This is a genomic window from Jiella endophytica (assembly GCF_004519335.1).
GTDB lineage: Bacteria > Pseudomonadota > Alphaproteobacteria > Rhizobiales > Rhizobiaceae > Jiella > Jiella endophytica.
In genome coordinates this window covers 32,737-46,599 of the sequence record NZ_SOZD01000003.1, presented here as the reverse complement: position 1 = coordinate 46,599, position 13,863 = coordinate 32,737, and the positions used below count along the sequence as shown (strand labels likewise).

Here is a 13,863-nt window from a genome sequence, read left to right as displayed (position 1 = left end):
CGTTCGCGACTGTTCGGGCGGAGGTCCTGACCCGCTGACTTGCCGGCTCAGTCGCCCCGCATTTTCCGTTCAGGCGCGAAATCCTCCCGCCTCAGGCGATAGAGCCGATGGCGGACGAGATGCGGATGGGTGTCAGCCGGCACCGAGGGATGGTCGAAATCCTCGGCTCGCGAAAATCCGAGCCGCAGCATGACCGCCTCGGATGCCCGGTTCTCCTCGTTGCAGAAGCTGACGATCTCGCCGACAGGATCAGGCTCGGCGAAGGCGCGGTCGAGGCAGGCAGCGGCAGCCTCGGTGACGTAGCCCTTGCCCCAATAATCCGGCAGCAGCCGCCAGCCAATCTCGATCCCCGGCGCAAAGGGCATGACCGGCTTGACGATCGCCATGCCGAGGATGCCGACCGCCGCTTCGGACCCGCCGGCATCGAGTGCCAGGAACGAATAGCCGTCGCGATCGAGGCGCTCGTTCAACTCGTCCATCACCCCGTCGGACTCTTCGCGGGTCCGGCGCATATGGAAGAACCGCATGACCGTTTCGTCGAGATTGAGGCGATGGAAGGCGTCGCGGTCGCGCTCCTCCCAGCGCCGGACACGGGTGCGCTCTGTGACGATGGGCCTGCGCATGTCCATGGCATGTTCTCCGGCGGACGGTTCTTGATGCGGCCCGACGGTCGCTCCGACATCATGGCCCGATCGTCCTGTCGGCGCCAAGTGATGGCCGACGGGCGGGTTGCTCCGATCTTCCGACACGGTATCTTCGGCACCCCGCTCTCGGATTTTTCCGGCGAGCAGATCATCCCCGAAGGGTGACACCATGATGTCTCGCATCCTCCGCTCGTGCCTCGCCGGCGCATTTGCGGTCCTCGTCGCGGTGGCCGCGATTTCGGCGCCGCGCCCGGCCGCTGCTGCGGCCAATGTCGATCCCGCCTGGTGGAATGGCGAGATCGCGAGAGCCGAAGCCGATGCCGACCGGCTTGCGACGATCATGCGGTCGAAGGGCACCTTTTCGGTCGGCACGCTGCTCAACGAGGTCGATGTCGACATTCACAGCTGCCACATCCTGTCGATCATGCTCGGCAAGGATCACCTGACGCCGCTTCTGGTGGCTCAGCCCGATCCACCGCAGCCGGACGACGAGCCGGGCTTTGCCGAGGGAGTCGAGAGCAATTCCCGCTCCAACTGGGCGCATCTTGCCAGGACCTATCTGGCGGAATCGGACATCGAGCGGATCCGCGCCTGGAATCTCGACTGCGTCGGCAAGTTCGGCATCACCGGCCGCGACCATATCCGGGAGGACAGCCGCCGCGCGCTGGTCGAGGTCGATGGCGAGGCGATCCGCGTCCTCGGCAATGTCGAAAAGGGCTTCTACGAAGAGCTCAAGGCGGCCATCGAGGAGAACCCGGGGGCGAAGAAAATCCAGCTCGGATCGGCCGGCGGCAGCGTCGGCGATGCGGTGAAGGCCGGTCGCTACATTCGCCAGAGGGGCCTTGCGACCGAGCTCTACAACAACTGCCAGTCGGCCTGTTCGCTGGTGTTTCTCGGCGGTGCCGACCGGACCATCTGGTCGCCTTATCCCGAGCTCGGCTTCCACCGCATCGCCAGCGGCGGCCGTGCCATCCCCGACGACAGCGACGTCTATGGCCAGGTGCGCGACTATGCCTTCGAACTCGGCGTCGACGGCAACTTCGTCGTGGCGGCGATGATGAAGGCGGGCGTCAAGGAGATGCATCATCCCTTCATGGACGATCTCTGCGCCGCCAATGTCGCGACCTGGGTCCAGCGCACCTGCTTCGGCACGCCGCCGAAGGGGAGCGAGGATGCCGCGCCGGCACCGGCGCAGCCGGCTGCAGAGCCGTCGCCGCCGCTGCAGGCGGAACTCCCGCCGGCCGAAAATGCCGCCGCAGCCCCGGGCGAGTCCGGCGATACCGGCCTCTGCGCCGACATCAGGGCCCAGCGCCAACGGCTCGCGGCAGGCAATTCGCGCGTTGCCGAAGCGCTCGATGCGACCGGCACCGGCTACGACGCCGGCAGCATGGTCGAGATCTACGACGCGATGCTGCGCGACCACGGCTGCTGAAGCCTGATGGACAAGGCCGCGGCGAGGATAAGGCCTCAGCCGGTGAAGTCCTGCCGGCGGTAGCCCTGGATGTAGAGGAGGGCGGTGAGGTCGCCGCGATCCACCCGGTGCGGCGCGTTGGCCGCGACCTTCGGCTTGGCGTGGAGGGCAACGCCCGTCCCGGCGATCTGCAGCATCGGCAGGTCGTTCGCGCCGTCGCCGACGGCGATGACGTCGGCAGGCGAGAGACCCTTCTCGGCCGAGATCTCCCGAAGCGCTGAGACCTTCGCCTCGGCGCCGAGGATCGGCTCGCCGACCTCGCCGGTCAACTTGCCGTCTTTCGCGATCAGCCGGTTCGCCCGGCTCTCGTGGAAGCCGAGCGCCGTGCCGATCGGTCCGGTGAAGACGGTAAAGCCGCCGGAGACCAGGGCTGTGTGGGCGCCATGGGCGCGCATCGTCGCGACCAGTGTCTTGCCGCCGCCGGCAAAGCGGATGCGCTCGGCGATGACCTTGTCGACGACGCTTTCGGCAAGTCCCCTCAGCAGGCCGACGCGCTCGCGAAGGGCCGGCTCGAAGGCGATCTCGCCGTTCATCGCCCGCGCCGTGATCGCCGCGATCTGGTCCTTGATGCCGATCTCGGCGGCGAGTTCGTCGATGCATTCCTGCTCGATCATGGTCGAATCCATGTCGGCGATGAGAAAGCGCTTGCGGCGGCCCCCAGCCTCCTGCACCACGAGGTCGAGCCCATAGCCGCCAGCCGCCTCCCGGGCGGCGTCGACGGCCGCGGCGGTGGGCGCGTCGCCGAGCGGCAGGTCGGCGGCGATGCCCTCGGCCAGCCACTCTGCCGCATGCGCCGAGACACCGAGCCGGTCCGCGACGGCGCCGATCGCTTCCTCGGAAAGATGGGGTCCCGCGGGATGGGCGATGAGCGTTGCGACATGCATAGAGAAACTGCCGGTGAGGGGGCGATGACGGGGAAAATCGAGGCGATCCTGATAGCCGGCCCGACTGCCAGCGGCAAGTCGCGGCTCGCCATGGAACTCGCCGAGCGGCACGGCGGTGCCGTCGTCAATGCCGATTCCCTGCAGGTCTATGACGGGCTCGAAATCCTCACCGCCCGGCCCGCCGCGGAGGATCTCGCGCGGGTGCCGCATCGCCTCTACGGCCATGTCGATCCGCGGGCCGACTATTCGGCCGGCAGCTACCTGAAGGATGCCGAACGAGTTCTCGGCGAGCTTCGCGGGGCCGGGCTCCTGCCGATCTTCTGCGGCGGAACAGGCCTCTATTTCAAGGCGCTGCTCGGGCTTCTCGACGAAATGCCGGCCGTGCCACAGGCGATCCGGGAGAAATGGCGGGCGAGGCTCGCCGAAGAGGGGCCGCAGGCGCTGCATGCCGAGCTTTCTCGTAGCGATCCGGCGACGGCAGCGCGGCTTACCCCAAGCGACGGCCAGCGCATCGCCCGCGCGCTCGAGGTCGGCGAGGTGGCAGGCCGGTCGCTCTCGGCGCTCCAGAGCGGCACGGGACGGGCGCTGATCGACCCAGACCGGGCGAGGATGGTCGTGCTGACGCCGGAACGGGCGGAGCTTCGCCGCCGCATTGCCGAGCGATTCGACGCCATGCCGGCGGCCGGCGCGCTCGACGAGGTGCGCAGCTTCGAGAGGCGCTTTGCTTCTAAAGGGCTCGCTGACGACCGCACCGTCGGAAAGGCCATCGGCCTTCAGGAACTCTCCGATTTCCTCAAAGGAAGAACGACTTACGAAGCGGCGCGCGAGCGGGCGATCATCCGCAGCCGGCAATATGCCAAGCGCCAGGAAACCTGGTTTCGCCACCAGTTCGACGATCGTTGGCGTCGGATCGCTGCGGCAGACGCCCTTGCGGTCGGTCTGGAGGGCTGACCTTAACCGCTCGGTAGAGCCTTTTCCCTATACTTGCCGGCATCGATCCAGGGGACGTCCAGAAAAGATGAAACTTGCCAGGGCGGAGCTGTCGGTCGCGTTCGTCATCGGTGCCGTCGTCGCTGCGGCGTCGGTCATTTATGCCAACTATCTGGTGATCGACCGCTCGCTGGTCGCCGGCGCCGACGCCGCCTTCCGTGCCCAGCACGCCTGGATGACCTGGCTGACCCTGGGGCTGCTCGCCGCCGCGGGTCTCGGGGCGCTGTTCGTGATCCTGCCGCTGATGCGCCGCCACAACCGCGAGCAGGGCAAGCTCCATTCGCTGACCGGCATCCTCAAGGAGCGCTCGCAGGTTCTCGAAGCCGCTGCCCTGACCGACGCGCTGACCGGGATGCACAACCGGCGCTTCTTCGACGAGGCGCTGCAGCAATATGTCGCCGAGTTTGCACGCATCGAGAAGCCGCTCGGCCTGCTGCTGATCGACCTCGACCACTTCAAGTCGATCAACGACAGCCACGGCCATGACGGCGGCGACGAGGTGCTGAAGGCGGTTGCTTATTGCCTGTTCGAGCACACCCGCTTCCACGACGTCGTCGCCCGGATCGGCGGCGAGGAATTCGCCATCATCGTGCCGAATCTCGGCGAGGACGATCTGCGGCGTTTCGGCGAGAAGCTGCGCGACGAGTTGTTCCGGCTGAAGGTCGAGGTGAACGGCCAGAGGCTCGCGGTCTCCGCCTCGATCGGCATCGTCGCGGTGAAGCCGGGCGACGCCCCGGCCGAGATCATCAAGCGCGCGGACGTGAAGCTCTATCTGGCCAAGCAGGCGGGGCGCAATCGCGTGGTGATCTGACCGCCGCGCGCGACCCCGCAAGGAACCAAGGCTGCACGCTGTGCGTCTTCCCTCCGCAAGGAGGACCCCATGACGATCACAACCAATAGTCTCGTACCGCAGGATGGACAGGACTGGCTGAAATCCGCCGCGCGAGCCGGCTATGCGGCAAGAGGCCTGGTGTTTCTGATCGTCGGCTACTTCTCCTTCCGTGCCGCCTTCGCCAGCGGCGAGGCGATGGACACCAAGGACGCCATCGAGGTGATTGCCGGTTCGGTCTTCGGGACGATCCTCCTCGTCGCGATGGTGGTGGCACTCGCGGCCTTTTCGGCCTGGCGGCTGATCCAGGTGCTGATGGATGTCGACAATCACGGCACCGGCGCCAAGGGCGTGTTCGTGCGCGGCGGGCTTCTCGTCAGCGCCTTCTCTTATGGCGCATTGGCCTTCTATGCAGCGTCGCTGGTGATCGGCCTCGGCTCGGGCGGCGGCGAGGGCGGTGGCGGCGGCGCCATCTCCGCCGGCTATGAAGCCGGCTTCGGCATCTGGCTCACCTATCTCATCGCCGCGGGCATGGCCGGGGCGGCGATCGCGCATTTCATCAAGGGCGCGAAGGCGGGTTTCGAGAAATATATGGATATCCCCGAGGCCCGGCGGCGCATCCTCAAGCCGGTCTGCCAGTTCGGACTGCTGGCAAGGGGCGTCACTTTCATGGTCCTTGCCGGCCTTCTGGCGACGGGTGCGGCCGAGTACAGCTCCGGCGACACACCGGGCCTCGACGCGGCTCTGAGCGAGATTTCGGGCTGGAGCTTCGGCTGGCTTTTCCTGTCGCTGACCGGTCTCGGGCTGATCGCTTTCGGCGTCTATTGCGTCGCGGAGGCGATCTACCGGCGGATCAACATGCCGGATGTTCCCGGCGTCGATTGAGACGGTTTTCGAGGCAATGCGGGGGCACGGCGAAAAATCCGTTGACGCCACTCGGCCTGCCGCCTAGTTTGCGCGCCATGACGACGAAGCTGATTCTCGTAGGAATGCGCACACGCGTGGCGGTCTGAGGGCCGCCCGGCGATAGCCACGTGTGCGCGATACAAGGGCCCCAGAGGCCCTTTTTTATTGCCGAAAATTCAGTGAAATGCCCTTCCGACGACAGGTCGGGCGCCGACGGGAAAGACGGAAGCGATGGACAGCAAGGCCGATAGCAAAGCCCCCGAGATGACGGGTGCGCGGGAGATGACGGGCGCCGAGATGGTCGTCCAGGCGCTGATCGACAACGGGGTGACCGACATTTTCGGCTATCCGGGCGGCGCAGTGCTGCCGATCTATGACGAGATCTTCCAGCAGTCCGAGGTTCGCCACGTTCTCGTCCGCCACGAGCAGGGCGCCGGCCATGCCGCCGAAGGCTATGCCCGTTCGACCGGCAAGACCGGGGTGATGCTGGTGACCTCCGGCCCCGGCGCGACCAATGCGGTGACGGCGCTGCAGGACGCGCTGATGGATTCCATCCCGCTGGTCTGCATCTCCGGCCAGGTGCCGACGACGCTGATCGGCTCGGACGCCTTCCAGGAATGCGATACCGTCGGCATCACCCGGCCCTGCACCAAGCACAACTGGCTGGTGAAGGACGTCAATGATTTGTCGCGCATCCTGCACGAGGCGTTCCACGTCGCGCGGACCGGACGCCCCGGGCCGGTCGTCGTCGACGTTCCGAAGGACGTCCAGTTCGCCACCGGCATGTATTCGCCGCCGCCGCCGAGCCAGACCCATGAGAGCTACCGGCCGAAGCTGTCCGCCGAGCCGGAGCGCATCGCCGCGGCGGTGGCGCTGCTCGCCGGCGCCAAGCGCCCGATGATCTATTCCGGCGGCGGCGTCGTGAATTCCGGCCCGGAGGCCTCGCGCCTTCTGCGCGAGTTCGTCGGGATGACCGGCTTTCCGATCACTTCGACGCTGATGGGCCTCGGCGCCTATCCGGCATCCGGCAAGAGCTGGATGGGGATGCTCGGCATGCACGGCACCTACGAAGCCAATCTCGCCATGCATGGCTGCGACGTCATGCTGTGCATCGGCGCGCGCTTCGACGACCGGATCACCGGTCGGCTCGACGCCTTCTCGCCGGGTTCGAAGAAGATCCACATCGACATCGATCCCTCCTCGATCAACAAGAACGTCCGGGTCGACCTGCCGATCATCGGCGACGTCGCCCATGTTCTGAAGGATCTCGTCGCCGCCTGGAAGGAGGCTGGTGCCGTCGTCGACCGCGAGGCGCTGGCCGAGTGGTGGGCCGAGATCGAGACCTGGAGGGCCCGCGACTGCCTCGCCTACCGGCCGAGCGAGGACGTCATCATGCCGCAATATGCCGTCCAGCGTCTCTACGAGGCGACGCGAGGACGCGAGACCTACATCTCCACCGAAGTCGGCCAGCACCAGATGTGGGCGGCGCAGTTCTACGGCTTCGAGGAGCCCAATCACTGGCTGACCTCGGGCGGCCTCGGCACCATGGGCTACGGCCTGCCGGCGGCGATCGGCGCGGCGATCGCCCATCCCGATGCGCTGTCGGTCTGCATCGCCGGCGACGCCTCGGTGCTGATGAACATGCAGGAGATGTCGACGGCGGTGCAGCATCGGGCGAACGCCAAGATCTTCATCCTCAACAACCAGTATATGGGCATGGTCCGCCAGTGGCAGCAGCTGCTGCACGGCAACCGGCTGTCGCATTCCTACACCGAGGCGCTGCCCGACTTCGTCAAGCTCGCCGAGGCCTATGGCGCCGTCGGCCTGCGCTGCGACAAGCCGCGCGATCTCGACGATGCGATCGCCGAGATGCTCGATGTCGACGCGCCGGTGCTGTTCGACTGCCGCGTCGCCAATCTCGCCAACTGCTTCCCGATGATCCCGTCGGGCAAGGCGCATAACGAGATCCTCCTGCCGGAGGAAGCGACCGACGAGGCGGTGGCCAAGGCGATCGACGCCAAGGACCGCGTGCTGGTCTGACGGCCCAAAAAGACAAACGACAACCGGAAACGACCATGACCAATCCTGCCGTCCAGCCGCCCGCATCGGCCTATTTCATCACGCCCGAAAAGGAGGCGACGGAGGCCCGCACCCTCGCAGTGCTCGTCGACAACGAACCGGGCGTTCTCGCCCGGGTCATCGGCATGTTTTCCGGCCGCGGCTACAACATCGAGAGCCTGACCGTCTCGGAGACCGAGCACGAGAAGCATCTCTCCCGCATCACCATCGTGACCCGCGGCGCCCCGCACGTCATCGAGCAGCTGAAAAGCCAGCTCGACCGGATCGTGCCGGTGCACCGGGTCGTCGACCTCACCACCTCGGCCGGTGCGACGGGCGAGAGCCGGCCGATCGAGCGGGAACTCGCCATCGTCAAGGTCGCCGGCCATGGCGAAAAGCGCGTCGAGGCGCTGCGTCTTGCCGACGTCTTCCGGGCCAAGGTCGTCGATTCCTCGATCGAGCACTTCGTCTTCGAGATCACCGGCCGGCCCTCGAAGCTCGACAAGTTCGTGGCGCTGATGGCGCCGCTCGGCCTCGTCGAGATCTGCCGGACGGGAGTGGCAGCGTTGTCGCGAGGCAAGGAGGGGATGTAGCGCCTGGCGCATGCCCCCCGAATGTTGATGATAAGATAAGGGAAAAATATATTGGATACATCATCCAGTTGCCGAGGCGTTTTTCTGGCATAACGCCGCGCGGGGATGATAAAGCGACAAGATGTCGCAGATATAGCAAGCTATTTTGATTGGTTTCAGTAGATTTCAGCGGGGTTTCGCTTCAGCTTGATTGCGATCGAATCGCGTCATCAGGCGGATGGATGCAGGCCCAGCCCCACGTCGTCCCGAGCCCGATCTCTGACCAGGCATATCGGCAAATGGTCGATAGCCTGGTCGACTATGCGATCATCCTTCTCGACGGCGATGGAACGATCACCAGCTGGAACCGTGGTGCGGAACAACTCAAGGGCTACGTCAGCGACGACGTCCTCGGGCTGAACTTCTTCCAGTTCTTCTTTCGCGCAGAGGCATCCGACACGTCGGTCGACGACGTCATCGCGGAACTTGCGCGGCATGGGCGATTCGAAAGCGAAGGCTGGTGCCGTCGCAAGAACGGCAACAGCATCTGGATTCACCTGACCATCCAGGGAGCGCCTCCGCAGGATGGCAGCCCTGGCGGCTATGTCGCGATCTGCCGCGACCGCACCCTTCGCCGCAGCGCCGAGCGCGTCTCGCGCCGCACCGAGGACCGCTTCCGCCAGCTTCTCGACGGGTTCCGCGACCATGCGATCTGCATGCTCGATGCCGACGGCCTGATCAGCGGCTGGAGCGACGAGCTCGAGCGGATTCTCGGCTACAGGGGCACCGAGGTCGTCGGCGAGCCGTTCTCGAAGCTGTTCTCCGGCGAGGACCGGATTGCCGGCGCGCCGGACCGCACCCTGACGGCGGCTCTCGGGCGTCGCCGCTACGAATACCATGGCTGCCACCAGCACAGGGACGGCCAGCTCGTCCCGATGAGCGGGATCGTCGACGCCATCCGCGGCGACGACGGCTCTCCTGCGGGCTTTGCCGTGGTGATGCGCGACCGCTCGGTGCAGCAGGAGACCGAACAGGCACTGGTCGATGCGCGGCTGGCGCTGTCGCAGTCCCAGAAGCTCGAGATGATCGGCCGGCTGACCGGCGGCTTCGCCCACGACTTCAACAATCTCCTGAGCGCGATTCTCGGCAATCTCGAACTCAGCCGCAGGCGCATCGCGCTCGACAGCGAGATCCGCGGCTTCATCGACAATGCGGTGATCGGGGCGCAGCGGGGCGCGGCCCTGGTCGGCCGGATGATGAGCTTTACCCGCGAACGGCCGGAATGGGTGCGGACCGTCGCGCTGCCCGAACTGATCGAGGGGCTCGGCGACCTCGTCTTTCGCACCATCGGCCCGAACGTCACCGTCCAGGTCAGCTGTTCGTCGCCGCTGGCGCCCGTCGAGGTGGATCCGCACCAGCTCGAACTCGCCCTCATCAATCTCATCGTCAATGCCCGCGACGCCATGCCGACCGGCGGGACGATCGAAATCCGCGGCCGCAACCGGCGGATCGCCGGTGCTGCCGCGAATGGCGGGGCTCGGCGCTATGTCGAGCTGCAGGTCGTCGACACCGGAACCGGGATGGACGAGCAGACCCTGGCGCGGGCCTCGGAGCTGTTTTTCACGACAAAACCGGCGGGCAAGGGAACCGGACTGGGGCTCTCGATGGTTCAGAGCTATGTCGACGCCGTGCATGGGCGGATGTCGATCGCAAGTCGGCCGGGCAAGGGCACGACGATCTCGCTCCTGTTGCCCGCAGCGCGGAGGGGAGGTCTCGGCGCGCTGGCGGACGAGGACATCGAGGCCGAAGATTTGGACAATCCACCCGCCAGGCATCTGCGCATCCTCGTCGCCGACGACGACGCGCTCGTCCTTCTGAACGTCGTGGCGATGCTGTCCGATCTCGGACACGAGACCGTCGAGGCGGGGTCCGGACAGGAGGCACTTGGCATCCTGTCGAATGGCGGCCAGCCGCCCATCGACCTCCTGATCACCGACCACGCGATGCCGCGAATGACCGGCGTCGAGCTTGCTGCGGCGGTGAAGGCGCAATGGCCGGCCCTCCCGGTGATCCTCGCCTCGGGCTATTCCGAGGATGCGATCGACTATCACCCGGCGGACGGCGTGCTGCTGCGGAAGCCGTTCGGCATCCGCGATCTCAGGGGCGCGATCGAGCGGGCGGTCCGGCCGGATCCTCTCGAAAACGCCGGAGAGCCCGGCGATGGCGCAGCGCCGCCGAAGGCCGTCCTCGGCGCATCGCGCTAGATCTTTGCTCCTGCGCATCGCGCTTACCGGACATCGATCCCGGTTTTCGGGCCGACCAAGGGGCGAGGCGTTCGACCTGCCATGCATCAGGCGTGGATAGGCCGCCCTGCCGACGCGCGATCGCGCCTCGGCGCTTGATCCTGCCGCCAATTCCTGCGACCGATGACGCCGACGACCGCGTTTTCATCGACCGGTCGAACATCTCGCGCAGGACCGCTTCCTCCAAGAAGGTCTCGGCTCGGCCGTGGCCCCGGCGCTGTCGCCGGCATCCGGCCGGAGGGGGCCGCGCCGCGCCATTCGGGCGAGCGGCGAAAGAGCGGCAGGCCGGGTTGCGACCCGGCAGGAAGTGACAGAGCGAGCGACGGGAGACACGCGCGTGAAACTGACGCCGCAACAGGACGACGCCCTCAAGGCGGTGGCCGACTGGCTCGACCATGGCAACCAGCCGATCTTCCGCCTGTTCGGCTATGCCGGCACCGGCAAGACGACGCTCGCCCGGCATTTCGCCGAAGGGATCGACGGCGCCGTGCAGTTCGCCGCCTTCACCGGCAAGGCGGCACAGGTCCTGCGCACGAAGGGTGCCAAGTCGGCCCGGACGCTGCATTCGCTGATCTACCGGCCGCGCGGCGAGGAGACCGTTTCGGACGAGACCAGCGGCACCTCGCGCGTTTCGCCGACCTTTTCGCTCAACCGCCAGAGCCCGGTCGCCAAGGCCAAGCTCGTCGTCGTCGACGAATGCTCGATGGTCGACGAGGCGCTCGGCCGCGATCTGATGTCCTTCGGCACGCCGATCCTCGTTCTCGGCGATCCCGGCCAGCTGCCGCCGGTGTCCGGCGGCGGCTTCTTCACCGAGGCCGAGCCCGATTTCCTGCTCACCGAGATCCACCGCCAGGCGCGGGACAATCCGATCATCGAGATGGCGCTGGCGGTGCGCGAGGGCCGCGAGCTGATGTATGGCGACTACGGCCCGACGGCGCAGGTGATCTCGAAGCGCGATGTCGAGACGGAACAAGTGCTCGCCGCCGACCAGGTGCTCGTCGGTACCAACCGGACGCGCCGGCGCTACAATGCCCGCCTGCGCCAGCTGAAAGGCTTCGAGGGGCCGCTGCCCCAGGCCGGCGACAAGCTGGTGTGCCTCAGGAACGACCCGCCCAAGGGCCTCCTCAACGGCTCGCTCTGGCAGGTGATGACCGCTTCGAGGGAGACGGCGAAGCCCGGCGTCAACCTGATCGTCAAGCCGGACGACGACGACATCGACCAGGGCGCCGCGAAGATCCGCCTGCTGAAGCAGGCCTTCGAGGATCCCGACGCCGACGTTCCCTGGTCGACGAAGAAGCGCTTCGACGACTTCGACTATGGCTACGCGCTGACCGTCCACAAGGCTCAAGGCTCGCAATGGAACGACGTCATGCTGTTCGACGAGAGCTTCGCCTTTCGCGACACCCGCGAGCGCTGGCTCTACACGGCGATCACCCGGGCGGCGGAGAAGCTGACCGTCGTTCGCTGAGGCGCTCGGTCTTCTGCGCCTTGCGCGAGACGCGGCCCGAAAACGGCGAAGGCCCCGACCGGGGGGACGGTCGAGGCCTTCTTGGTGGTGCGGGGACTTCGGGGGATTATTCCGCAGGCACCAGCTCCGGCGTCCTCTTTTGCTCGGGGGAAGCGAGGAACAGCCAGAGAAACAGGAGCACGCCGACGATGACGATCGGCGCGCCGATCATCAGAAGCAGGTTGGGCGTGCCGGTCGCGTCCACCATGATCTTGCCGGCGAGGAGCACGATCGTGCCGATCTCGTAGACGGCGAACTGGATGGTCGAGAGCAGCCGCTGCCGCAGCTCCGGCCAGCAGCGATGGACGAGGCCGAAGAGCAGCGAGGCGACGAAGCCGAGCAGGCCGATATGGGCATGGGATTCGGCGAAGTTGAAGTGGCCGCTCGCGCCGAGCCACGTGCCGAACCCGGCGGAGAAGATCAGCCAGCCGAATCCGCTGGCGACATAGATCTTGTCGATGTTGCGCATGGGTCTGGATCTCGAAGACAGCCGAAACCAACGGGTCTTCCGGGCAAGTTCGCCTACGGAACCGTTCGGCCGACGTTGCAATAACGCCGGCGCGTTTCGTTGCGATTTCGGGTTGTGTTTCGAGTCTGTTTCGAGTCAGTCGGTTCCCTGGAAAACCACGCCGTCGAAGGAGAAGACCTCGACGCCGTCCTGGTCCTTCCCGCTCGTGTTGAAGCTGAGAACCCCCCAGCCGGGCCGTTTTTCCGAGACGCGCTTGCCGGTGACGGTCTGGGTGAAGGTCACCGTGTCGCCGGCATAGACCGGCTTTCGCCAGCGCATGTTCTTGAAGCCGGGCGAGGGGCCGATGCGCGGTGTCGGATTGCCGGCCTCGACCCATTCGCGCAGCCTGGCGTAGCGATATTCGACATTCAGCCGCATGCAGGCGGCGGCCGTGTGCCAGCCGGAGGCGCAAAGCCCGCCGAGAACCGAGGCCTTCGCCGCCTCGGCGTCCAAATGGAACGGCTGGGGATCGTATTTTTCCGCAAAGCGGACGATTTCCTCGGCGGTGAAGCGGTGCGAGCCGAGAACGATCGGCTCGCCGATGACGAAACTGTCCCAGAAGCTCATGCGGCGACGCCTTCCCGGGTCAGAAGCAGCAGCGTGTATTCGGTCTCGAGCACGGTGACGCCGTCCTGATTCTCGAGCGTCGCGCCGATCTTGGCGATGCCGAGGGTGGGGCGCTTGCCCGACAGCCGGCGCGACAGCACCCGGACCCTGCCGGTGATCGTATCGCCGGGACGCACCGGCGCCTTCCAGTTGACGAAATCGACGCCGGGCGAGCCCTGCGAGCTGGAATCGTTGATGAAGCCGTCGGCCATCATCCGCATCAGCATGGCGCAGCTGTGCCATCCCGAAGCCGTCAGCGAGCCGACGAGCTCGTTGGCGCCGCCGGCCGCGTCGTCGAGATGGAAGGGCTGGGGGTCGAACTCCCGGGCAAAGGCGATCATGTCGTCGCGATCGGCGACATAAGGGCCGAGCGGGATCTCCAGCCCGGCGGTGAAATCTTCATAGGTCCGCAAAGGGAGAGTTCCTGTCGTTAAAAAGGTGGTCCGATTGCGACATGTCGGATCGCGCGTGGCGACCGCACAGCCAATGCCGGAGCCGAAAGACCACGCGCCAGCATATTCGCCGCACTGCGGCATGAGAAGCCATCAACAGACTTTGAGGAGGGAAACCTGTTTCGGCCGGGAG

Annotated in this window: 13 protein-coding genes; 8 read left to right on the top strand and 5 right to left on the bottom strand. The window is 66.4% G+C overall.

Annotated elements, in window-relative coordinates; translation table 11 throughout:
- Positions 1-47: 47 nt before the first annotated feature.
- Positions 48-629 carry a GNAT family N-acetyltransferase gene (locus E3C22_RS10155; protein WP_245514904.1) on the bottom strand — a complete coding sequence of 194 codons (582 nt, stop codon included), beginning with the start codon at positions 627-629 and terminating at the stop codon, positions 48-50.
- Positions 630-813: 184 nt separating this feature from the next.
- On the opposite strand from E3C22_RS10155, the gene E3C22_RS10150 reads away from it, so the two are divergent.
- Positions 814-2,076, top strand: a complete 1,263-nt coding sequence (locus E3C22_RS10150; RefSeq protein WP_134761923.1) for a hypothetical protein — start codon at positions 814-816, stop codon at positions 2,074-2,076.
- A 35-nt stretch (positions 2,077-2,111) separates the two neighbouring features.
- Here the strand turns inward: E3C22_RS10150 and serB are convergent, their stop codons facing one another.
- A complete protein-coding gene (serB, locus tag E3C22_RS10145) occupies positions 2,112-2,999 on the bottom strand; it encodes a phosphoserine phosphatase SerB (RefSeq protein WP_134761922.1) in 888 nt (295 codons plus the stop codon).
- Between the two features lie 24 nt (positions 3,000-3,023).
- Here serB and miaA point away from each other — a divergent pair, with 24 nt between their 5' ends.
- From miaA to E3C22_RS10110, 7 genes are all read left to right on the top strand, one after another.
- Positions 3,024-3,950 (top strand): tRNA (adenosine(37)-N6)-dimethylallyltransferase MiaA, encoded by a 927-nt coding sequence (gene miaA, locus E3C22_RS10140; protein ID WP_134761921.1) that lies wholly within the window; start codon positions 3,024-3,026, stop codon positions 3,948-3,950.
- A gap of 67 nt (positions 3,951-4,017) precedes the next feature.
- Positions 4,018-4,800 carry a GGDEF domain-containing protein gene (locus tag E3C22_RS10135; RefSeq protein ID WP_134761920.1) on the top strand — a complete coding sequence of 261 codons (783 nt, stop codon included), beginning with the start codon at positions 4,018-4,020 and terminating at the stop codon, positions 4,798-4,800.
- A 69-nt stretch (positions 4,801-4,869) separates the two neighbouring features.
- Positions 4,870-5,703, top strand: coding sequence for a DUF1206 domain-containing protein (locus E3C22_RS10130; protein WP_134761919.1), 834 nt, complete (start codon positions 4,870-4,872; stop codon positions 5,701-5,703).
- A gap of 252 nt (positions 5,704-5,955) precedes the next feature.
- Positions 5,956-7,764 carry an acetolactate synthase 3 large subunit gene (locus tag E3C22_RS10125; RefSeq protein WP_206026938.1) on the top strand — a complete coding sequence of 603 codons (1,809 nt, stop codon included), beginning with the start codon at positions 5,956-5,958 and terminating at the stop codon, positions 7,762-7,764.
- Positions 7,765-7,799: 35 nt separating this feature from the next.
- Positions 7,800-8,375: an acetolactate synthase small subunit gene (gene ilvN / locus E3C22_RS10120; RefSeq protein ID WP_134761918.1), complete on the top strand. Its 576-nt coding sequence runs from the start codon at positions 7,800-7,802 to the stop codon at positions 8,373-8,375.
- Positions 8,376-8,596: 221 nt separating this feature from the next.
- Positions 8,597-10,618 (top strand): hybrid sensor histidine kinase/response regulator, encoded by a 2,022-nt coding sequence (locus E3C22_RS10115; protein ID WP_134761917.1) that lies wholly within the window; start codon positions 8,597-8,599, stop codon positions 10,616-10,618.
- A 376-nt stretch (positions 10,619-10,994) separates the two neighbouring features.
- Complete coding sequence (locus E3C22_RS10110) at positions 10,995-12,125, top strand: ATP-dependent DNA helicase (RefSeq protein WP_134761916.1); 1,131 nt, start codon at positions 10,995-10,997, stop codon at positions 12,123-12,125.
- Between the two features lie 106 nt (positions 12,126-12,231).
- On the opposite strand, the gene E3C22_RS10105 is transcribed toward E3C22_RS10110, so the two are convergent.
- The 3 genes from E3C22_RS10105 to E3C22_RS10095 all read right to left on the bottom strand — a co-directional run bounded on the left by E3C22_RS10105 (position 12,232) and on the right by E3C22_RS10095 (position 13,691).
- Positions 12,232-12,633: a hypothetical protein gene (locus tag E3C22_RS10105; RefSeq protein WP_134761915.1), complete on the bottom strand. Its 402-nt coding sequence runs from the start codon at positions 12,631-12,633 to the stop codon at positions 12,232-12,234.
- Positions 12,634-12,768: 135 nt separating this feature from the next.
- The gene (locus tag E3C22_RS10100; RefSeq protein WP_134761914.1) at positions 12,769-13,239 is read right to left on the bottom strand and encodes a MaoC family dehydratase; all 471 of its coding nucleotides are present in this window, start codon (positions 13,237-13,239) and stop codon (positions 12,769-12,771) included.
- Positions 13,236-13,691, bottom strand: a complete 456-nt coding sequence (locus tag E3C22_RS10095; protein ID WP_134761913.1) for a MaoC family dehydratase — start codon at positions 13,689-13,691, stop codon at positions 13,236-13,238. The genes E3C22_RS10100 and E3C22_RS10095 overlap by 4 nt, the downstream gene beginning before the upstream one ends.
- Positions 13,692-13,863: the final 172 nt, after the last annotated feature.